The sequence below is a fragment of the Variovorax sp. YR750 genome (assembly GCF_900109805.1).
In the GTDB taxonomy this organism is placed as follows: Bacteria; Pseudomonadota; Gammaproteobacteria; order Burkholderiales; family Burkholderiaceae_C; genus Variovorax; species Variovorax gossypii.
In genome coordinates, this window is the sequence record NZ_FOBJ01000001.1 from 211,450 (window position 1) to 232,982 (window position 21,533).

Below are 21,533 nucleotides of genomic sequence, written 5' to 3' on the forward strand. Positions count from 1 at the left end.
TTCCTTCCTTTCCCACCGAGGAATCCGCAGATGAACGATCGTTTGAACCGCGTGCACGCATCGCGCTCCGCCGCCGTGAAGGCCGGCCTCGACCATCCCGTGATCGACACGGATGTCCACGTCAACGACTACGCGCCCGTGCTCGAGGACTACGTCGCGCAGTACGGCGGCAACAAGCTCGTCGATGCGCTGCGCAAGGCGTTGGGCGGGCGCTTCGTCACGCGCAACGGCGGCGGCAAGGACTGGTACCAGCAGACGCCCGAGGAACGCCAGTTCCACCGCACGCTGCGCGCGCCCTGGTGGGCCCGCGTGACGCGCAACACCTACGACCTCGCCACCTACACGCTGCCCGCGCTGCTGTACGAGCGCCTCGGCGAGCAGGGCTCGGACTACTCCATCCTGTTCCCCAACGACGTGCTCTCCCCCGCCGCTGCCGGTAGCGAATACCGCCAGCCGCTGCACCGCGCAATCAACCACTTCCACGCCGACCAGTACCGCCCCTACGCCGACCGCCTGACACCGGTGGCGGGCATTCCGCTGCACACGCCGCAGGAAGGCATCGAGGAGCTGGAGTTCGCGGTCAAGACGCTCGGTCTGAAGGTGATCAACATCGCCGGCGGCGTGCGTCGCCCGATCCGCGCCATCGCCGAGAAGTACCCGGCCGCCGAACACCCCGAGATCGCCAGGCAGGTGGGCTACATCGACTTCTACGGCATCGACAGCGAGCACGACTACGACCCGTTCTGGGCCAAGGTGGTCGAGCTCGGCGTGCCCGTGACCACGCACTACGGCAGCCAGGGATGGACGGGCCGGCAGTCGATCAGCAACTACATGAACAACCACATCGGCCATTTCGCCGACGGCTCGCAGGCCTTCGCCAAGGCGTTGTTCTTCGGCGGCGTGACGCGGCGCTTCCCGGGCCTGCGCGTGGGCCTGCTCGAAGGCGGTGCCGACTGGGGAGCGCATGTCTACACGCACCTCGTGGACCGCTGGGAGAAGCGCAACAGGCATGCGGTGCGCAACTACGATCCCTCCGAGGCCGACGTCGAGCTGCTCGCATCGCTGTTCGAGCGCTACGGTGCCGACTTCCTCAAGGGCCGCACGCTCGACAAGTCGAAGCTGCTGCGCGACAGCCTCGGCATTTCCGCACTGCCGCACAGCCGCGAGCCGAACGAATCTGAGATCGACGACTTCGCGCTCGCCGGCATCGAGAAGGTCGAGGACATCCGCGACCGCTGGGTCGACAACTTCTACTTCGGCTCCGAGGCGGACGACCGCACCGTGGCCGCGGCCTTCAACGACCGCGTGAACCCGCTGGGCACCAAGATCAATGCGATCTGGTCGTCCGACGTCGGCCACTGGGACGTGCCCGAATTCACCGAGCCGCTGGCTGAAACATGGGACCTCGTGCAGCAGGGCGTCATCTCCGCCGCCGACTTCAAGGCCTTCGTCTTCGGGAACCCGTATCGCTTCTACACCGAGGCCAACCCGCGCTTCTTCGAGGGCACCGAAGTCGGCCGCAAGCTCGGCCTGAAAGGCAGCAAGTGAACCGGGTGCATCCTTTCTTCGCCAACCTGCGCCGCTGGGCCTCCCCGCCCCTCGCCCTGGTCTTCGCCCTGGCCCTCACGGCGGCAGCCGTCTCGCCCGCACAGGCCGCGCCGGACACCATCCGAATCGGCGTCGCCACCGCGGGCGGCGGCGATCCCGTCACCTGGGGCGGCTCGCCGGGCGGCGTCGCGCGCGTCAACAACTGGCTGGAGGACGAGTTCAAGGCCTCGGGCATCAAGGTCGAGTGGCTGTTCTTCAAGGGCGCCGGCCCGGCTGTGAACGAAGCGCTTTCCAACAAGCAGATCGATTTCGCCTACCAGGGCGACCTGCCGCAGATCGTCGGCCGCTCCAACGGCCTGAAGACCAAGCTGCTGCTGGTGAGCGGCGCACGCAACAACCTCTACCTGGTGGCGCCGCCGAAATCGGACATCAAGTCGATCAAGGATCTGAAGGACCGCACCGTCTCGATCTTCCGCGGCACCAACGGCCATCTCGTCGCCATCAACGTGCTGGCGGCCAACGGGCTGGCCGAACGCGACATCAAGGGCGTGAACCTCGACACCGGCAGCGCGCAGGCCGCGCTGGTGTCGAACGGCGTCGAAGCGGCCTTCGGCGGCTACGAGTGGTTCAAGGTGCGCGACCAGGGCCTGGCCAAGGTGGTGTATTCCACGCAGGGGCAAGACCCGGCCTTCACGCGCCAGGCCTCGCTGCTCGTTCGCTCCGAGTTCGAGCAGGCCAACCCGGCCGAGGTGCAGCGCGTGGTCGACGTGTTCGTGCGCGCGGCGCGCTGGTCGTCCGACGAGAAGAACCGCGACGAGCTGTTCCGCATCTGGGCGCGCAGCGGCACGCCGGTCGCGTCGTGGGCGGCGGAGTTCGACCAGCAGCAGCTCGCCGCGCGCAACTCGCCGCTGGTCGACGACTTCATCATCGGGCGCTACAAGGCCGTGGTGGCCGATGCGCTCAAGCTCAAGCTGATCCGCCGCGAGGTGTCGATCGACGACTGGTTCGACACGCGCTACCTGAAGAACGCGCTGAAGAAGCAAGGGCTGGAGAACTACTGGACGGCCTACGACGCCAAGGGCAATCCCAAGGCTGGTTCTGCCGCATCGGTCGCGGCCAGATGAGCGCCGAAGCCGAGCTGTCGGCCGTCCTGCAGCCCCGCGACGACACACCCGCGTCCGGCAGGGCGCGAGCTCTCGCCCCGTCGCTGTCCTGGCGCCGCATCGCCCGCCTCGGCGAGGGCGCCCTCCCCTGGCTCCTGCCCGTCGCGCTGCTCGCGCTCTGGTACACGGGCGCCGAGCAGGGCTGGATCTCTCCGCAAGTGCTGCCGCCGCCCCGGTTCGTCTGGGAAACCCTGCGCGACCTGGCCACCAGCGGCGATCTCTGGCTGCACGTGAGCACCAGTTTCGCGCGCGTGGGCATCGGCTTCGCCGTCGGCACGCTGCTCGGTTTCGTGCTGGGCACCGCCATGGGCCTGTCGCGCAGCTTCGAGGCCTACGTGCTGCCCACCTTCAATGCGCTGGTGCAGATCCCGGTGCTGGCCTGGCTGCCCTTCGTGCTGCTGATCGTAGGCATCGGCGAGCCGCTGAAGTACATCCTGATCGCCAAGGCGGCGCTGGTGCCGGTGGCGCTGAACACGCTGCAGGGCTTCCGCCAGACGCCGGTTTCGCTGCGCGAGGTGGGCGAGGTCTACGGCTACGACCGGCGCCAGCAGGTGCTCGAGATCGTGCTGCCGCACGCCGTGCCCACGCTCTTCACCGGCGTACGGCTGGGCTTCACCAAGGCCTGGCTCTCGCTGGTCGTGGTGGAACTCGTGGCCTCAAGCGAAGGGCTGGGATATCTCATCGTCTACGGACGCCAGCTGTTCCAGCTCGACCTGGTGATGGCGGCCGTGATCGTGGTGGGAGCCATCGGCTATGCCATCGACCGCCTGCTCGACAGGCTCGAGGCCGCCGTGCGCCGGCGCCAGCCCGGCGGAGCCGCGCGATGAGCACCTCCACGCAGGATGCGGCCGAGCTGGCCGTGGTGCAGCCGCTGCGCCCCGAGCAGCGCGGCCGCTGGCGCGGCTTCGTGCTGCCCGTGGCGGCCGTCGCGTTGTGGTGGCTGCTGTCGTCGCTGGACGTCGTCAACTCGGCGCTGCTGGTCTCCCCGGCCAAGGTGTTCAGCACCGCCGTCGACCAGGTGGCCAGCGGGCGCCTCTGGCGCGCATTGAGCGCCAGCCTGGCGCGCGAGGCCACGGGTTTCCTGATCGGCACCGCCTCGGGCCTTGTGCTCGGCGCGCTGCTGGGGCTGTCGCCGCTTTTCAACCGAATCGTCGGACCGAGCTTCAACACCTTCAAGCAGATCTCGCTGTTCGCCTGGATTCCGCTGATCTCGGTGTGGTTCGGCCTCGGCGACGTGGCCAAGGTGGTATTCCTCTCGCTGGCCGCGCTGGTGCCCGTGGTGGTCAACACCTGCGACGGCATCCGAACCACGCCTGCGCCCTTGCTCGAAGTGGCGCGCGTCTACGGCTACACGCGCTGGCAGACCATCACGCAGGTGGTGCTGCCGGCCGCCCTGCCCTCGATCTTCACGGGCGTGTACCTGGCGCTCATCTATTCCTGGCTCGCGACCATCGGCGCCGAATACCTGCTGGTGGCCGGCCGCGGCATCGGCAACACGCTGATCGAAGGCAGCGAGCATTTCCAGATGGACCTGGTGATCTTCGGCATGTTCGTGATCGGCCTCGTCGGCTGGCTCATGAACGCCTCGGCCCGCGCGCTCGAGCGCAGGCTGGCGCGCTGGACGGGCCGCAGCAGCTGAAACCGCACAACCGCACGCAACGAACAAATGAGCAATGCCACCACCCCGACCGTTTCGTCGAACGCACTCGACATCCGCGCCCTCGGCAAGCGCTACGCGAGCACGCAGGCCGACGGCGGCGAGCTGCAGGTGCTCGAAGGCATCGACCTGCACGTGCCCGCCGGGCGCTTCGTGAGCATCGTCGGCGCGAGCGGCTGCGGCAAGTCGACGCTGCTGCGCCTCATCCTCGGGCTCGACGCGCAGTACGAAGGCCAGATCCTGCTCGGCGGCCAGCCCATCTCGGGCACCGGGCGCGAGCGCGGCATCGTGTTCCAGGACCATCGGCTCTTTCCGTGGCTGACGGTGGCGCAGAACATCGCCGTCGGCCTGCGCAACGCGCCATTCACCGCGAAGGAAAAGGCCGAGCTCGTGGCCGAGCACGTCGCGCTCGTGGGCCTGAACGGCTTCGAACGCTCGTGGCCGCATCAGATCTCCGGCGGCATGGCCCAGCGCGTGGCGATCGCGCGCGGGCTCGTCAACCGCCCGCGCGTGCTGCTGCTCGACGAGCCCTTCGGCGCGCTCGACGCGCTCACGCGATCCCGGCTGCAGAACGAGCTGCAGCGCATCTGGCAGAAGGAGCGCATCACGATGCTGCTGGTCACGCACGACGTGGAGGAAGCCGTCTTCCTCGGCGACCGCGTGGTGGTGATGCAGCCTTCGCCGGGGCGCATCCGGCGCATCGTCGACGTCGACCTGCCCCATCCGCGCAACCGCAGCGATCCGGAATTCATCCGGCTGCGCGACGACGTGCTGAGCGACTTCCTGGACACCGAACCGCGACCGCGCGCCGAGCCGCCTGCCAGGGGCGGGCTCGCCGCGGGCAACGTCGCCCTGCCGCAGCTGCAACTCGCCTGGTGAGCCCTCCGCCGGCCCTGCCCGGCGGTTTTTCTTTCTTCGAGGAACACATCCCAATGACCCAACGCAAGGGCTTCCTGAGCCTGGGCGCCTTTCTCTATCCGAGCGGGCACCACATCGCCGCCTGGCGCCATCCCGAGGCCAAGGCCGATGCCGGCATCGACTTCAGGCACTACATCGAGCTCGCGCAGGCCGCCGAGGCCGCGAAGTTCGACCTGATCTTCCTGGCCGACGGCGTGGGCACGCGTGGCGACAACGTCGACTTCCTGAGCCGCACCGCGCACAGCTACCAGGCGCAGTTCGAGCCCATCACCCTGCTCTCCGCGCTGGCCGCGGTGACGCAGCGCATCGGCCTCGTGGCCACGGCCTCCACCAGCTTCAACGAGCCGTATCACATCGCGCGCAAGTTCGCCTCGCTCGACCACATCTCGGGCGGCCGCGCGGGCTGGAACCTGGTTACTTCCTCGAGCGCCCACGAAGCGCGCAACTTCAACCGCGAGGAACACTTCGCGCATGCCGACCGCTACGAGCGCGCCGGCGAGTTCGCCGACGTGGTCGCAGGCCTGTGGAACAGCTGGGAAGACGACGCCTTCGAGCGCGACAAGGCCGGCGGCCGCTTCTACGACCCCGACAAGCGCCATGTGCTGCATCACCGCGGCAAGCACTTCTCGGTGCAGGGGCCGCTCAACGTGTCGCGCCCGCCGCAGGGCCACCCGGTGGTCGTGCAGGCAGGCTCCTCCGAGGCCGGCAGGGAGCTTGCCGCGCGCACCGCCGAGGCCGTGTTCACAGCGCAGCAGACGCTGGAGGACGCGGTCGTCTTCTACGCCGACATCAAGGGGCGCCTTGCCAGGTACGGCCGCGACGCCGACGACCTGAAGATCCTGCCCGGCGTGTTCCCGGTGGTGGGCCGCAGCGAAAGCGAGGCGAAGGAAAAGTTCGAGCAGCTGCAGTCGCTGATCGATCCGGTCGTGGGCCTCGCGCTGGTGTCGGGCCTCACGGGCGGTTTCGACCTGTCGGGTCATCCGCTCGACGGCCCCATTCCGCCGCTGCCCGAGACCAATGCCAGCAAGAGCCGCCAGCAGCTGATGATCGACCTGGCGCGGCGCGAGAACCTCACGATCCGCCAGCTCTACCAGCGCGTGGCCGGCGCGCGCGGCCATTGGCAGCTGGTGGGCACGCCCGGACAGATCGCCGACCAGCTCGAGGAGCGCTTCGTGCACCACGGCGCCGACGGCTACAACATCATGGCGCCGACGCTGCCCGGCGGGCTCACCGACTTCATCGCGCTGGTGCTGCCCGAGCTGCGCCGCCGAGGGCTCTTCCGCAGCGAGTACGAAGGCCGGACGCTGCGCGAGCACCTCGGCCTGAAGCGGCCGGCCCACCCTGCCCCGGCCGCCCGAAAGGCGATCGCCGGGGCGAGAGAGGCAACGCCGCTCAGCGTGCCAGCAGCTGGTTGAGCTTCTGCTGGGCGTATTCCTCGTTGGTGGTGCCGTCCGGTGCCTTGGCCCCCCAGAAGTCGGCGTTCCACTTGATCGCCTTCTTCTCCACTTCGGGGCTGTTGGTCCAGTAGTCGCGCAGCTTCGGGTCGGCGGCCGCGTACACGCGCGGCGACGGCAGCGCGACGCTGGTGGCTTCGGCCAGGCGTGCCGCGCGCTCCGCGTCGAGGCGGAACGACAGCAGCTTGAGCGCGGCATCGTGATGCGGCGCGTCCTTCGGGATCGAGAAGAAGTCGTAGTACGTGAAGGCCTGGTCCCAGGTCAGCTCCAGCGGCGCGTTGGCGTCTTCCTTCTTCAGGCGGGCGACCGGGCCGGTGTACGAGAGGCAGGCCGAGGCCTCGCCGTCCAGCAGCAGCTGCGGTGCCTGCGAGTTGGTCAGCCACCACTTGACCACGTGCGGCTTGATCTCCGCGATCTTGCGCAGCGCGCGCTCGAAGTCGACCGGGTAGATCTTGTCGGCCGGCACGCCGTCGGCCAGCAGCGCCGACTCGAACACGAAGCGCGACCACTGCGGCAGGCAGCGCTTGCCCGGAAAGTCCTTCACGTTCCAGAAGTCGGCCCAGGTCTTCGGGTACTTCTTCGACGGGAAGGCTTCCTTGTTGTAGACCAGCGCCACGCCGATCACCTGCAGCGCCACGCCCTTGGGCCGCACGGCTTCCTTCGGCAGCGAAGCGACGGTCTTCTGCGCCTCGGGAGACAGTTTCTTGTAGTCGATCTCGGCGAGGTAGGGGTCGAGCAGGCGGACTTCCTGGTCGAAGATGAAGCTCAGGTCCCACTCGGTGCGCTTCGCCTCCACCTGCGCCTTGACGCGCGGTCCGCCGCGGGCCTCCTGCACGGTCAGCACCTTGATGCCGGTTTCCTTGGTGAACGGGTCGTACACCAGCCGGCGCAGGTTCTCGCCATAGGTGCCGCCGGGGTCCTGCGTGACGACTTCCTTCGCCTGGCTCCAGGCCGGACCGACGCCACAGATGCTGCCCAGCGCGATCGCGAGCGCGGTCAGGGCCTGCAGCGGACGGGGGCTTCTCTTTCTCTGCTTCATGCGGATGCTTTCTTTCTGCGAATGACAAACAAGGGGGAACGAAAGGAATTCGGCGGTCAGCGCCGCTGGCGTGCAGCCCATGCGGAGCGCGCGAAGAACAGGCCGACGACGATCAGCGCGACCTCGAAGGTCGCCACCACCGCCGGCACCGGGTCGAGCTTGTAGTTGACGTTGCCCCACAGCCGCAGCGGCAGCGTCGTCATGCGCGCACCGCTCAGGAACATGGAAAGCACGAGGTCGTCGAAGGAATGCAGGAACGCGAAGAACGACGCCGCGAGCACGCCCGGGCGAATGGCCGGCAGCGTGACGAAGCGGAACACCCGCCACGGCGAGGCACCGTGCACCGCCGCCGCCTGCTCCTGGCGAGCGTCCACCGCCTGCAGGCTCGCCGCGACGATCACCAGGACCAGCGGTATGCCGCCGATGGCGTGCGCCGCAGCGAGCCCGGTCACGCTGCCCGCGAGATCGGCCCGCAGGAACAGGCTGTAGAGCGACAGGCCGAGCACCACGCCGGGCACGATCATCGGGCTCACCAGCAGCGTCATCCAGGCCGACTTGGCCGGCAGCGAGGATCGCACCAGCCCGAACGCGGCGGCCGTGCCCAGCACGACGGAGATCGCTGTCGCGAGCAGCCCGACCGCGACGGATGTGCCGAGCGAGGACATCCAGGCCGAATCGGACAGGAACTTCTCGTACCACCGCAACGAATACGCCGGCGGCGGAAAGCGCATGTAGGCCGAGTCGCTGAACGAAATGAGAGCCGCCACCACGATGGGCAGCAGCAAGGTCGCGTACGCCACGACCGCCAGCCCGCCCGACACCAGCCGTCCGAGCCACGACGGCACGAGGCCGAGCGCGCGCAGCAGCGGCCAGCCGAACAGGTCGGCCGCGCGTTCGAGCACAGCGTGCCGCCACGACGACCGCCGTCCGTGCGCCGCTTCACGCGGCGACTTGCCCGCGCGCTGGCCGCCCCAGATGAATTCCAGCCCGAGAAAGCGTGCCGCGACCACGACAACCAGCAAGGTCACCGCCAGCAGCACCGCCGCCAGCGCCTGCAGGAAGCCGCCGCTGGCCAGGAAGTCGGCCTGCTGCGTGATATGCATCGCGAACATCTGGTCGGCCGGGCCGCCCAGCAGCGAAGGCGTGATGAAGAAGCCCAGCGCCGAGATGAAGACCAGCAGCACGCCCGCGAGCAGGCCGGGCAGCGTCTGCGGGAAGAGCACACGCCAGAACACCGCGAGCGGCCCTGCCCCGCTGGCCGTTGCGGCGCGCTGCACCAGCGGGTCGATGCGCGCCAGGCTGCCGCCCACGGTGAGCACCAGCAGCGGCAGCAGCACCGCGCTGATCGAGATCAGCACCGAGGCGCGGTTGAAGATCAGCGGCAGCGGCGCGTCGACCAGGCCCAGTGCGAGCAGCAGCTTGTTGATAGGCCCGTTGCGCCCGAGCAGCACCATCCACGAGTAGGTGCGGATCAGCACCGAGATGAAATAAGGCAGCACCACGGCCGCCGTCAGCACCAGCTTCCAGGTGCCGCGCGCGCGGTGGATCAGCAGCGCCGTCGGGTAGCCGAAGAGCGCGCACAACGCGGCCACTGCGGCGGCGATACCGAAGGTGCGCAGCAGCGAATCGCGGTACAGCGGCACCTCGAACACGCGCGCGTAGTACGAGAGCCCGGCTTCGCCCGCGACGCTCAGGTGCAGCAGGTCGACCAGCGGAAGGATGTAGAAGAACGCGAAGAACAGCAGCACCGGCGCGAGCAGCCATGCCGGGTTCCGCAGGTCGAGCCGCGCGGACAGGGCCGGCCGGGCCGGGGCTGCCGCCGCCGTGCTCACGCGAGCACCCACGCGTCGCCCGCATGCCAGGCCAGGTGCACGGCTTCGCCGGCGAGCGGCAGCCGGGCATCGCGCGGATCGAGGCAGCGCACCTGCACCCTGTCGCCCGAGGACAGCGCGGCATCGATGCGCAGGATCTCGCCGAGGAACACTGTCGATTCGACCGTGGCGGCCAACGCGCCCGGCGTGCCCGGTGCCACCAGCGCCACGCGCTCGGGCCGCACCAGCACCTTGACCTGCTGGCCGGGCGCCAGCGCGGCGCCGGCATGGCGCGCCTCGAACAGGTGCGCATCGCCGGACTGCAGCACGACCTCCTCGCCCTGTATCCGCAGCACGCGGGCGTCGAGCACGTTGGATTCACCGACGAAGCGCGCCACGAATTCGCTGCCCGGCTGCCGATACAGCGCGCCGGGCGTGCCGACCTGCACGATCCGGCCCTGGTCCAGCACCGCGATGCGGTCGCTCAGCGCCAGCGCCTCGCCCTGGTCGTGGGTGACGAAGACGATGGTGGTGCCGAGCGTTCGATGAAGCGCGCGGATCTCGATCTGGATCGCCTCGCGCAGGCGCCGGTCTAGCGCGCTCAGCGGCTCGTCCATCAGCACCACAGGCGGCCTTCGCACGATGGCGCGCGCAATGGCCACCCGCTGCTGCTGCCCGCCGCTGAGCTGCGCGGGCAGGCGTTCGGCGTAGTCGCCCAGGTGCAGCAGCTCGAGCGTTTCGCCGATTCGCCGTGCGCTTTCCGCGCGGCCGAGGCCCGCCATGCGCAACGGAAAGCCGACGTTCTGCGCCACTGTCATGTGCGGGAACAGCGCGTAGTGCTGGAACACCATGCCGAAGCCGCGCCGGTGCGGCGGCACTCCGCGTACCGAGCGGCCGTCGACCAGGATGTCGCCCGCGTCCACTTCGGCGAAGCCCGCGATGGCGCCCAGCAGCGTGGTCTTGCCGCTGCCGCTCGGGCCCAGCAGCGTGATGAACTCGCCGGGTTCGATCTGCAGGTCGACGTTGTCCACCGCGGTGAAGCGGCCGAAGCGCCTGCTCAGGCCGCGGATCGAGATGGCGCTGCCGATGGAGGCCGCGCGCGCGGGCGCACCGTCGCGCGCTGTTGCGGTTGCGGTGCGCAGGGTTTGCCCGCGCAAGGGAATGTCGGTGCCGATGGAACTCATGAAGACTGTGCCTGCAGGAAGGACTGGCCGTGGACCGCGCGCCCGCCGACCAGCGTCAGCTCCGCGCGGATGTGCGCGAGCGCGTCCACGGGCGCGGTGAGCGGATCGGCATCGAGCACTGCGAGGTCGGCCCAACGGCCCGGTGCCAGCGTGCCCTTGCGGTCCTCCTCGAAGCTGAGGAAGGCGCCGTTGCGCGTGACGGTCTGCAGCGCCTGCAGCCGCTCGAGCGCCTGGCCGGGGCCGATGGCGCGACCCGTGGTGCGCTCCTGCCGCGCGACCGAAGCCCAGGCTGCGGTGAAGAGGCTCACCGGAATGTTGTCGCTGCCGGCCGCCAGCGGCAGACCGGCCTCGAGCAATGCGCGCTGCGGCAGGAACTGCTCCTGCCGCGCCTCGTCGGAAAGCCGCGAGGCGCCGTTCTTCCACAGCATGTAGAACGGAATGCTCGTGACCATGAGCCCCAGCCGCCGCACGCGCGCGATGTCCTCGGCAGTGACGTAGCCCACGTGCTCGACCACCCAGCGCCGCCCCGCGAGCGGAAAGCGCGCGTCGATGGCCTCGAACACGTCGAGCACCTCGGCGAGCCGGTCGACCACCACGCTGTGCACGCGCAGGTCGTGCTCGGCTGCAAGCCATGCGTAGTCGCTGAAATCCTCGATGCGGTTGGCCCACTCGACGAAGCCCATCCAGCCTGTGTTGGGCAGCGCGCGACGAACCGCGCCGGCAGCGGCCTTGTCGCCGCCCAGCCCGATGTAGACACCGCTGACCGACAGCATCGGGTCGCCCGTGCCGCGCCCGCGCGCATACGAGAGCCAGTCGCGCATCGCGAGGCGAGCCTCCTGCACGTTAGACCAGGTCGGGCTCACGCACAGGCGCGTGCGCATCGTGAGGCCGCCCTCCTCCCACAGGCGGCGGTACACCGCGATGGTCTCGGGCGAGGAGCCGTGGCCCTCGTAGATGCTGGTGGTGCCGAAGGCGTGATAAAGCGGCAGCGAGCGCCTGAGCCCTTCGAGCCGGTCCTCGAAGCCGAAAGCCGGCACCTGCGTGAGGATGGAGAACTCGACCAGCGGGCGCTTGTTGGTCTCGACGATCACGCCGTTCGGCTGCCCGTCGGAACCGAGCTCGATGGTGAGCCCGCTGCAGTCCGGGCAGGTCGCGTCGTCGATGCGGTGCAGCGCCAGCGCGCGGCTGTTGAGCGCGCTGTGCCCCGGCGGCACGCCCCAGTTGCCGAACAGGCCCGGAATGTAGACGAGATGGTCCGGCGCCACGGCATCGAGCTCGTGGCGATCGGGCATGCGCCCCTCGGCAAGGTTCGATGGGCCGCCGAAGTAGAACGGCGGCTGCCCCACGGGCATGGTGACGATCCAGCTGCCCGGCGGCTTGCGAGCGGCCTCGGCTGCGACCACGGCCAGCACGTCCGCGATGCTGCAGGCATGCGCGAGGCTCGGCCGCAAAGTCTTGAGCCCTTCGCGCTCCATGTGCGCGTGGGCGTCGATGAGGCCGGGCGCCAGCGTGCGGCCGTCGAGGTCGATCACGCGGGTTTCCGGGCCGCGCGTGCGCGCCACCTCCGCGTTGCTGCCGACCGCGAGCACGCGGTCGCCCGAGAGCGCCACGGCCTGCGCCGGCGCCGCGCCGGGCACCATGGTGAGGACCTGTCCGCCCTCGAGGATCAGGTCAGCGCCGGGCATCGGCGCCATACCAAGGGAAGAAGCGATGCAATAGCCAGGCGAAGAGCTGGTCCGCCAGGAAGCCGATGGCGCCCAGGAACAGCAGCCCGACGAACATGATGTCGACCCGGAAGACCAGGTGCGCGAACGAGATCAGGAAGCCCAGCCCCTGCTCCGCGCCCACGAGCTCGGCCGCCACCAGCACCACGAAGGAGACGGCCGTGGCCTGTCGCAGCCCCGCGAAGACGAAGGGCAGCGCCGCCGGCAGCGCGACCTGCACCATGGTCGCGAGCGGGCCGGCCCCGAGCGCCGCGGCCGAGCGCAGGTACACCACCGGAATGTCGCGCACACCGATGAAGGTGTTGACCCAGACCGGAAAGAACGCACCCCATGCGATCAGCATGACCTTCGACAGGTCGCCGAGCCCGAACCACACGATGGCCAGCGGCACGATCGCAATGGCCGGAATGGCGCGCAGCCCGTGCAGCACCGGATCGGTGAGCTGCCGCAGCGTCGCGCTGCGCCCCGTCAGCACGCCGGCGACGATGCCGCAGGAGGCGCCGAGCAGGAACCCCCACAGCGCCCGCAGCAGGCTCGCGCCCACGTGCGGCCAGATCTCGCCGGTGCGGAAAGTCATCTCCACGAACACGCCGGCCACCTGCGACGGCGGCGGGAACATCTTCGTGTTGATGCCGGGAACCACGCGCGGCGCGATCTCCCAGGCCGCGAGGAAGGCGATCACGCCGATCACGCCCAGCAGCAGTTGCCGGCGGCGCCCGCGACGGCGCTGCGCGAGTTGCTCGCGCCGGAAGTCGCGCTCGATGGCGAGCTTGCGCGCGTCGTCGGCGGCGTGTGTCGTCGCGCCCTCCTCCTCGCTCGGGCCGAGCTCGCGCAGGTCGTTCAGCGCGGCGCTCATGCCGTTGCCTCCTCGTTCTGCGCAAAGGCCGCACTGATGCGCTCGTACAGGGCGCCGAAGGCCGGGTCGGCCCGGTTGCGCGGGTAAGGCAGGTCGATGTCGACGATCTCGCGGATGCGGCCCGGATGGGCGCTCATCACCACCACGCGCTGCGCGAGGAACACGGCCTCCTCGATGTTGTGCGTGATGAAGAAGACCGAGAGCCGCAGTTCCTGCCAGATGCGAAGCAGCTCGCGCTGAAGGCTGGTGTGGGTGAGCGCGTCGATGGCGGCGAAGGGCTCGTCCATCAGCAGCACCCTGGGCTGCGTGGCGAGCGCGCGTGCCACCGCGATGCGCTGGCGCATGCCGCCCGAAAGCTCGAAGGGATAGCGTCCGGCCGCGTGCGAAAGGCCGGTGAGCGCCAGCAGTTCCTCGGCACGGGCGCGCCGCGCCGGTGCGTCCAGGCCCTGCATCTTCAGGCCGAACTCGATGTTGCGGCGCGCGGTGAGCCACGGGAACAGCGCGTATTCCTGGAACACCACGCCACGGTCGGCGCCGGGGCCGGTCACGGGCTGCCCGCCGGCCACGACCGAGCCCGTGGTCGGCTGGATGAAGCCCGCGATGGTGTTGAGCAGCGTGGTCTTGCCGCATCCGCTCGGGCCGATGGCGCAGACGAACTCGCCCTCGCCGATATCCAGGTTCACGCCGGTCATCGCCCAGTTGAGCTCACCGCCCGAAGACGCATAGAGCTTCGACGCGTCGCGGATGCTCACGGCCGGGCGGCCCGCCGCCCCCGTTTCCTTCACCGATGCATTCATCTCCGGCTCAGCCCAGCGTCACGCGCTCGGGGGCCGCCGCCTTCAGCGCATCGGCGTAGATCAGCTTGCGGTAGAGCGTGCGCAGGTCTTCCTTCGGCTGCGTTGCAAGACCGGCCTCGACGGCCCACTGTGCGTTCAGCACCAGGTCGTCGAGCAGGCGGTTGTCCAGCCGCACGCCGACGGAGACGGTGTCCAGCCCGGCCTTCGTGACTTCCACCGTGGCCTTGGTGCGCTCAGCGACCAGCGCGATCGCGTCCGTCGTCTGGGCGCGGTAGAACTTCTCGGCGTCCAGCAGGCTGCGTACCGCGGCTTCGACCAGCTTGGGCTTGCCCTGCACCAGCGCTTCGCTGGCCGTGAGCACGTAGTGGCTCAGGAACACCTTCTCCAGGCCGGTGTCGTCCAGCAGCCTGACCTTGCCGCCGCTGTCGGCCACCGCTTTCTGGCCGGAGTCCCATCCCCAGGCGAAGGCATCGATGTCGCCGCGCGTCACGGCGGTGACGGCATCGGGGCCGCGCAGGTTGACCAGCGTCACGTCCTTCAGCGCAAGGCCGTGCAGCGAGAGAAAACGGCTCAGGAAGTAGTGGCCGCTGGTGCCGATGGTGGTGGCCACGCGCTTGCCCTTGAGCTGCGCGCCGGTCTGGATGCCGCGGTCGGTGCGGGCCGCGACCACCATGCCGCTGGACAGCCGCGAGAACTCCGCCACGATGACCGCCGGCACGCCGTTGGCGCCCGCCAGGCCCACCACGCTGTCGGTTGAGGTGGCGAACTGCGCCTTGCCGGCCACGGCCGCGTCGAAGGCCAGCCGCCCCGAGGTGAACTGCAGCGTGGTCGCCTCGATGCCGTGGTTCTTCCAGTAGTTCTTGCTGGAGACGAGGTAAGGAATGGCCCAGCTGAAGCCCTGGCTTTCGGCGACCACGATCTTCTCGGCGCCGGCCTGCTGGGCCCAGGCGGAGGAGCCGAGCGCCAGGCCTGCGAGGCCGAGGCCGAACTGGCGGCGGTCGATGGAGTGCGAACGTGTCATGCGGATATCCGGAAAGAAGCGGAAGAAAACGGGAGGAAAAGGAAAGGGAAACTGCGCGGCGCCCCGTCAGCCGTAGCCGTATGGGTTGGGCGCCTCGCCCGCCAGCAGCCATGCGCCGATGCTCTGGTGCCGGTAGTCGAGCGGGTCGTGCAGCGTGTGGACGCGCACGTTGCGCCAGTAGCGGTCGAAGCCGTGCCGCGCCGCGGTGCCGCGCGCGCCCACGAGTTCGAAGATCTGCGAAGTCACCTGCAGCGCCACGCGGCCGGCCTGGGTGCGGGCGGAGGCCACCTCCACGGCCAGTGCGGCGCGCTCGCCGACTGTCAGTTCACTGCCGCGCTCCCAAGCCTGCTGGAAACGTTCGTTGGCCAGGTTCGAAAGCGCCGTGGCGGCCCGCAGGCTCGACCACATCTCTCCGGCGCGCAGCTGGAGCATCCGGTCGTCCTCGGAGCGCGTCACGCCGGCCATGGGCCACGGCTGCGTCTGCGTGCGCAGGTAGCCGATGGCCTCGCGCAGCGCGCCGAGCGCATTGCCGAGATAGATCTCGGTGAGCACGATCTGCCCGATCAGGTTGCGAAGCGTCGCGCGCGGGCTCGACGCCACGCCGGGCGGGCCTAGCACCTCGTCGTGCGCAATTTGCACGCGCTCGAAGGAAACGCTGCCGCTGTCGGTCTGGCGCTGGCCCATGTTGTCCCAGTCATCGTGCACGCGGATGCCGGCGCGCGAGGTCGGCACCACGGCGAAGACACGGTCGGTGGGCTCGGGGCCGAGGGTGACGGAGACATTGAGCACGTCCGAATCGGAAGCACCCGAACAGAAGCCCTTGATGCCGTCGATCTCCAGCCCCTGCGGCGTGCGCGTGGCAGTAAGCCGCGTGTCGCGCGCATTCACGGCGTTGCCCCAGAACCAGCGGTGCTCCACCGCCTGGCCCAGGTAGCGCGCCTGCTGCTCCTGCGAGCCGAACAGCAGGACGCTCGCCACCTGCAGGTGCTGGAAACCGAACAGGTGCGCGAGCGAACTGTCGGCCTGCGCGAGCCGCCGCAGGATGCGGAAGATCAGCGGCCACGCCGCCTGCTGCCCGCCGAAGGCAGAGGGAATGGCGAGCGTCAGCAGCCCGCTTTGCCGCAGCAGCTGCCGCTCGGCCAGCGCGGTGCCGCCGGCCCGGTCGCGCGCGGCGGCCGTTGCTGCCAGCGAGGCGGCGAGCGCCTGGACGGTCGGGGTGAGGTCACCAAAGTCTTCATCGAAGGGATCGGCGGGAGATGGGGAGGGAGAAGATGACAAGGGATTCCACCCGGCTTCAAGGAGCGAGGGAACCGCTCGACAAGGGAGCCATCGAGTCTAGGAACGAAGGTTCGCATGCAGAACGAAGGAATCCGCATGACCAAATGCGAATCCCGTTATTGCGCTGACCGTCGTTCAGGGGGCTTCGTGCAGCCTCTGCCTGCGACGGGACGAAGCTGCCGCAGTCACGCGACCTTCCGCCCCTTCACGGAGAACTGGTTGACGGGTCGCTCCAGCCCGAGGTTCTCGCGCAGGGTGCGGCCTTCGTATGCCGTGCGGAAAAGGCCGCGGCGCTGGAGTTCGGGGATCACGAGGTCCACGAACTCTTCCAGCGATTCAGGCAGCACCGGCGGCATGACGTTGAAGCCGTCGGCCGCGCCGTTCTCGAACCATTCCTGCATCCTGTCCGCGATGGTCTGCGGCGTGCCGACCACCACCCAGTGGCCGCGCGCGCCGGCGAGGTATTCGTAGAGCTGCCGCACGGTGAGCCTGTCGCGCCGGGCCAGCTCCAGCACCACGTGGGCGCGGCTGTTGCGCCCCGGCGGCGGCTCCGGGATGTAGGGCGGCGGCGCATCGAGGTCCCAGGTCGACAGGTCCTCGCCGGGCCAGAAGGTGTGCAGCGTGTTCAGGCCCACGGATGGATGGATCAGGCCCTGGAGCTTCGCCCACTTGGCCTCGGCCTCCTCCTGCGTGCGGCCGATCACCGGCGATATGCCGGGCAGCACCAGCAGCTGCTCGGGCCTGCGGCCGTACTTGGCCAGCCGCCCCTTCACGTCCCGATAGAACGCCTGCGCCTCGGCCAGGCTGGTCCAGGCGGTGAAGATGGCCTCGGCCGACGCGGCCGCGAGTTCGCGCCCGGGTTCCGACGAGCCGGCCTGCACGATCACCGGATAGCCTTGCGGCGGCCGCTCCAGGTTGAGCGGGCCAGCGACCTTGAAGTACTTGCCCGAATGGTCAAGGGCATGCAGCTTGGCAGGGTCGAAGTACTTGCCCGAGACCGGATCGCGCTGGAACGCGTCGTCCTCGAAGCTGTCCCACAGGCCCTTGGCCACGTCGATGAACTCATGCGCCTGCTCGTAGCGCGAGGCCGGGTCGGGGTGCCTGTCGAGGCCGAAGTTGCCGTGGACGTTGTCCGCGCTGGTGGTCACCACGTTCCAGGCCGCGCGCCCCTTGCTGAGATGGTCCAGCGAAGCGAACTTGCGGGCCAGGAGAAAGGGATCCTCGTAGGTGGTCGAGGCAGTCGCGACGAAGCCGATGTGTCGCGTCACCGCCGACAGCGCCGCCCACAGCGTCACGGGCTCGAAGTAGGACACCCTTCCCTGGCGGCTGAAGGCTTCCTCGTCGCCGTGGAAGCCGACGCCGGGCGTGTCGGCCACGAACACCTGGTCGAACAGGCCGCGCTCGGCGGTTTTGGCGACCTCGATGTAGTGATCGATGTTGACGCCCGAATCGACCTGCGACCCCGGATGGCGCCATGCGGCCACGTGATGGCCGGTGGCCATGATGAAGGCGCCGAGGCGCAGCTTGCGTTGACTCATGAGATGCCGTGCTGGAATGAACGGCATCTGGCGTGCCGCAAAGCACGCCACGTTAGACCGCCGCGGCGGCCGCGCCAAAGAAGAATTCCGCGCTTCCTTATTCGCGCGGCACCGGCACTACCAGGAAGCCGCCTCGCCGCTCGCCTGCAGGTGCCGCCCAACGCCTTCCCTGCCGCTGGGATCGAACATGTAGCCCACGCCCCAGACCGTCTGGATATAGGAGAACGCCCCGTCTTCCAGAAGCCTGCGCAATCTGGAGACCTGCACGTCCAGGCTGCGATCGTAGGCGCCGAGCTCGCGTCCACGCGCCACCTGGGCGATCTTCTCCCGCGACAGCGGCTGGCCCGTATGCCGCACGAGCACCTTGAGAATCGCGATCTGGACGGTCGTGATGCCGAGGATCCGGTCGCCCTTGCGGAGCGTGCGCGTGCCAAGGTTGAACTCGAAGGGCCCGAACCGCACGATCTCGTTCGCGATCGAGGGGCCGCCCGGCTCTTCCCTCGGAGAGCTGCGCCGCAGGATCGCCTGGATGCGTGCACGAAGCTCCCGTGGATTGACCGGCTTGCAGACATAGTCGTCCGCACCCATCGTCAGGCCGGCGATCTTGTCCGCGTCCTCGCCCTTCGCACTGAGGATGATGATCGGCGTGCGTACGCCCATGGCGCGCAGCCGCCGGCAGACCGAAAGGCCGTCCTCGCCCGGCAACAGCACGTCGAGCACGATGAGGTCGATGGCACGGCGAAGCAGGATCGACGCGAGCGACCTGCCGTTCTCGGCCTCGAAGACCTCGTAGCCCTCCTGGGAGAGATAGCCGCCGATCAGTTGCCGCAACCGGGGGTCGTCGTCGACGACCGCGATCGCGTCGGGGCGATGGCGGCCTGTCATCGGAGCGCCTCCTTGCCGCGCCGGATGAGGCGGCATGAACCTCGATGGCACTGGCTTCCCGAGCCCGTCTTCTCCCCTTCCACCCCGGCAGACCCCTCGGTCTTGCGTAAAATCAAATGCAAAATCATGGAAACCGGCTCGATTCATCAAGTTCGGCATCGGCCACAAGGCCATGCGAAGAACTTTGATTTATAGGGCCGGCTGCATTGATTGATCTAATCCATTAACGGCCTCGGGAGCGCCAGCCTGAGCGCTTTTCTTGCTCTCGCACAGTCGAAGATCGCCCAGCCAAAGCGGCGTCTATCCGGAGGATTAGCGACGGGCAGCATCACGCAAGAAGCCGTCGATTCGCGACGCGCGGCTGCCCATCTTCCCGCACGGCAGAGACGATCAGAGCGCTCCGGCACTCTCCGGAAGAATGCCGTTGAGCAGGTGGTCGCCCACCACGGTGTACTTGTGCCTCACCGGATCGTGCAGCGTGTGCACCCGTGCATTGCGCCAATGCCGGTCGAAGGCGTGCGGCGATTGCGCCGAGCGCGTTCCGCACAGCTCGAAGAGCTTGCTCGAGGCAAGCAGCGCCACCTCCGAAGTAAGCACCTTGGCTTCGGCCACGGCCAGCGACGCAGCCGCCCGAAGCGCCCTGTCGGGCTCGGCGATTGCCGCATCCACCGCTAGGCCCGCCCGCTGCGTCATGGCTTCGGCGGCATGGATGCGGATCTGGATTTCCCCGGCCTGCACGATGACCAGCGGGTCGACTACCGCGCGCGGCGAGCTCTCTGGCTGGCTTATCGACGAGTGCCCGCGCAGGAAGCGCACCGTGTCGTCCAACGCCGCCTGCGCGATGCCCAGGTCGATGCCCACATGGCTGAGCTGCGAGACGGCGCCCATGGCCTGTTCGCTGTAGGCACGGTGGATAGGCAGCACGCACAGGTCCGGCAGCTCGACCCGGTCGAACCGCACGCGGCCGCTCGCGGTGGTGCGCTGGCCGAAGCTCTGCCAGTCGTCCTCGATCGAGAGGCCGGGCGTGCCGGCTGGAATGACGGCGACCGTTTTCTCGCCTGCCTCGTTCTGGCCGATGACGGTGACGTAGTGCGCGAAGAGCGCACCCGTGGCGTAGATCTTCTCGCCGCTGAGCACGTGGCCGCGCGCGGTGCGGGCGATGACGGTGGGCTGCACGCCCTGCTTTCCGGGCGCGTCGGTGTTGGCATTGCCGAAGCGGCAGCCGCGCACGATCTCGCCCAGGAAGAAGTCTTTCTGCGCGGCGGTGCCTATGGTCGAGAGCCAGAACACCGCGCTGTTGTGGTTCTGCTGGATCTGGCCGATGGACGCATCCGCCGCGGAAAGAATCGCGAACACCTGCGCCACCGTGGCATAGGACACGCCCGCGCCGCCATGTTCGCGCGGCACGTTCATGGCCCACAGGCCCGCGCCCGAGACCAGGTCGAGCTCCGGCTCGGGCAGGATGCGATCGCGGTCCCGCTCGGCCGAGCCTTCGGCGATCAGGCCGGCGATGCGGCGCGCGGCCTGGAGCACTTCCGCATCGGAGCGCAGCACCTGCGCCGCCTGCACGGCGCGCGCGGTGCGGTGGGCGGGCTGCTGGCGCTTGGTCACCGAGGCGAGCACGGCATTCATGAGGCAGCCACGCGATGCCGCGGCAGCCGCCCGAAGAAGGGATGGCTCGGATCGTTGAAGCCCGGCAGCGACGAATGGCCGGTGGTCACCAGCGCGTCGACCAGCGCCTCGTCTTCGTCGCTGAAGCGGTACTGCAGCGCCGGCACGTAGTCTTCCCACTGCTCCAGCGTGCGCGGGCCGGCAATGGCGGACGTGATCAGCCGGTTGTTCAGCACCCAGGCCAGCGCGAACTGCCCGGGCGTGATGCCCCGCCCCTCGACGTGCTCCTTCACGCGCTGGGCAATCTGCAGCGACTCGGCGCGCCACTCGGTCTGCAGGATGCGCTTGTCGTCGCGGCCAGCGCGCGTGCCGGGCGGCGGCGCCTTGCCGGGCTCGTACTTGGCTGTGAGCACGCCGCGCGCGAGCGGGCTGTAAGACACCACGCCCACGCCGTAGTACTCGGCCGCGGGCAGGTGCTCGGCCTCGACCTGCCGGTTGGCCAGGTTGTAGAGCGGCTGGCTCGCCGCCGGCCGGTCCACGTTCAGGGCGTCGGCCGTGCGGCTGAATTCCGCGATCTTCCAGGCGCTGTGGTTCGACAGGCCGTAGCTGCGCAGCTTGCCCGTGCGGATCAGGTCGCCCAGTGCGCGCACGGTCTCGGCCACCGGCGTGGCGCGGTCTTCGCGGTGCAGGTACAGCAGGTCGATGTGGTCGGTGCCCAGGCGCTTCAGGCTGGCCTCGACAGACTGCACGATGCCGTGTCGCCCCGTGCTCCTGTTGTTGGGGCCGGCGATGTCCGGGTCGGGGTTCGCGAACTTGGTCGCCAGCACCCAGCGGTTGCGGTTGGGCGCCACGAGCTGGCCCACCACCGTTTCCGACTCGCCCTTGTTGTAGGCATTGGCGGTGTCGATGAAGTTGATGCCCTGCTCGAAAGCCCGGTCGGCAATGCGCTGCGCGGTGGCGCGGTCGGTCTGGCCGCCGAACATCATGGTGCCGAGCGTCAGCGGCGACACGAGGATGCCGCTGCGGCCGAGGGGGCGATAGTCGATGGT

Annotated in this window: 18 protein-coding genes; 6 read left to right on the forward strand and 12 right to left on the reverse strand. The window is 69.1% G+C overall.

Annotated elements, in window-relative coordinates; genetic code table 11:
• Positions 1–30: 30 nt before the first annotated feature.
• The 6 genes from BMY35_RS00945 to BMY35_RS00970 are packed head-to-tail and all read left to right on the forward strand — an operon-like array spanning position 31 to position 6,701.
• On the forward strand, positions 31–1,548 hold the full coding sequence (locus BMY35_RS00945; protein ID WP_093195124.1) for an amidohydrolase family protein: 1,518 nt from the start codon (positions 31–33) through the stop codon (positions 1,546–1,548).
• 26 nt (positions 1,549–1,574) lie between these two features.
• Positions 1,575–2,672 carry an ABC transporter substrate-binding protein gene (locus BMY35_RS00950; RefSeq protein WP_371287124.1) on the forward strand — a complete coding sequence of 366 codons (1,098 nt, stop codon included), beginning with the start codon at positions 1,575–1,577 and terminating at the stop codon, positions 2,670–2,672.
• A complete protein-coding gene (locus BMY35_RS00955) occupies positions 2,669–3,538 on the forward strand; it encodes an ABC transporter permease (protein ID WP_093195125.1) in 870 nt (289 codons plus the stop codon). Before BMY35_RS00950 ends, BMY35_RS00955 begins: the two co-directional genes overlap by 4 nt.
• Positions 3,535–4,350: an ABC transporter permease gene (locus BMY35_RS00960; protein WP_093195126.1), complete on the forward strand. Its 816-nt coding sequence runs from the start codon at positions 3,535–3,537 to the stop codon at positions 4,348–4,350. The genes BMY35_RS00955 and BMY35_RS00960 overlap by 4 nt, the downstream gene beginning before the upstream one ends.
• A 27-nt stretch (positions 4,351–4,377) precedes the next feature.
• The gene (locus tag BMY35_RS00965; RefSeq protein ID WP_093195127.1) at positions 4,378–5,247 is read left to right on the forward strand and encodes an ABC transporter ATP-binding protein; all 870 of its coding nucleotides are present in this window, start codon (positions 4,378–4,380) and stop codon (positions 5,245–5,247) included.
• A 53-nt stretch (positions 5,248–5,300) separates the two neighbouring features.
• Complete coding sequence (locus BMY35_RS00970; protein ID WP_093195128.1) at positions 5,301–6,701, forward strand: LLM class flavin-dependent oxidoreductase; 1,401 nt, start codon at positions 5,301–5,303, stop codon at positions 6,699–6,701.
• On the opposite strand, the gene BMY35_RS00975 is transcribed toward BMY35_RS00970, so the two are convergent.
• The 12 genes from BMY35_RS00975 to BMY35_RS01030 form a co-directional block, all read right to left on the reverse strand.
• Entirely contained in the window at positions 6,679–7,779 is a 1,101-nt protein-coding gene (locus tag BMY35_RS00975; RefSeq protein ID WP_093195129.1) for an extracellular solute-binding protein, read from the reverse strand. The two genes, BMY35_RS00970 and BMY35_RS00975, sit on opposite strands and share 23 nt — an antisense overlap.
• A gap of 56 nt (positions 7,780–7,835) precedes the next feature.
• The gene (locus BMY35_RS00980; protein WP_093195130.1) at positions 7,836–9,611 is read right to left on the reverse strand and encodes an ABC transporter permease subunit; all 1,776 of its coding nucleotides are present in this window, start codon (positions 9,609–9,611) and stop codon (positions 7,836–7,838) included.
• Complete coding sequence (locus tag BMY35_RS00985) at positions 9,608–10,774, reverse strand: ABC transporter ATP-binding protein (RefSeq protein WP_093195131.1); 1,167 nt, start codon at positions 10,772–10,774, stop codon at positions 9,608–9,610. Before BMY35_RS00985 ends, BMY35_RS00980 begins: the two co-directional genes overlap by 4 nt.
• The gene (locus BMY35_RS00990; RefSeq protein WP_177213550.1) at positions 10,771–12,459 is read right to left on the reverse strand and encodes an amidohydrolase; all 1,689 of its coding nucleotides are present in this window, start codon (positions 12,457–12,459) and stop codon (positions 10,771–10,773) included. The genes BMY35_RS00985 and BMY35_RS00990 overlap by 4 nt, the downstream gene beginning before the upstream one ends.
• Entirely contained in the window at positions 12,446–13,354 is a 909-nt protein-coding gene (locus tag BMY35_RS00995; protein ID WP_093195132.1) for an ABC transporter permease, read from the reverse strand. Before BMY35_RS00995 ends, BMY35_RS00990 begins: the two co-directional genes overlap by 14 nt.
• On the reverse strand, positions 13,351–14,151 hold the full coding sequence (locus BMY35_RS01000) for an ABC transporter ATP-binding protein (protein WP_093195133.1): 801 nt from the start codon (positions 14,149–14,151) through the stop codon (positions 13,351–13,353). Before BMY35_RS01000 ends, BMY35_RS00995 begins: the two co-directional genes overlap by 4 nt.
• A 7-nt stretch (positions 14,152–14,158) precedes the next feature.
• Positions 14,159–15,172, reverse strand: coding sequence for an ABC transporter substrate-binding protein (locus BMY35_RS01005; RefSeq protein WP_093195134.1), 1,014 nt, complete (start codon positions 15,170–15,172; stop codon positions 14,159–14,161).
• 66 nt (positions 15,173–15,238) lie between these two features.
• Positions 15,239–16,450, reverse strand: a complete 1,212-nt coding sequence (locus tag BMY35_RS01010; protein WP_093195135.1) for an acyl-CoA dehydrogenase family protein — start codon at positions 16,448–16,450, stop codon at positions 15,239–15,241.
• Positions 16,451–16,635: 185 nt separating this feature from the next.
• The gene (locus BMY35_RS01015; RefSeq protein ID WP_093195136.1) at positions 16,636–17,988 is read right to left on the reverse strand and encodes an LLM class flavin-dependent oxidoreductase; all 1,353 of its coding nucleotides are present in this window, start codon (positions 17,986–17,988) and stop codon (positions 16,636–16,638) included.
• A gap of 117 nt (positions 17,989–18,105) precedes the next feature.
• Positions 18,106–18,873 carry a response regulator gene (locus BMY35_RS01020; protein WP_093195137.1) on the reverse strand — a complete coding sequence of 256 codons (768 nt, stop codon included), beginning with the start codon at positions 18,871–18,873 and terminating at the stop codon, positions 18,106–18,108.
• Between the two features lie 390 nt (positions 18,874–19,263).
• Complete coding sequence (locus BMY35_RS01025) at positions 19,264–20,505, reverse strand: SfnB family sulfur acquisition oxidoreductase (RefSeq protein WP_093195138.1); 1,242 nt, start codon at positions 20,503–20,505, stop codon at positions 19,264–19,266.
• On the reverse strand, positions 20,502–21,530 hold the full coding sequence (locus tag BMY35_RS01030) for an aldo/keto reductase (protein WP_093195585.1): 1,029 nt from the start codon (positions 21,528–21,530) through the stop codon (positions 20,502–20,504). The genes BMY35_RS01025 and BMY35_RS01030 overlap by 4 nt, the downstream gene beginning before the upstream one ends.
• Positions 21,531–21,533 lie beyond the last annotated feature (3 nt).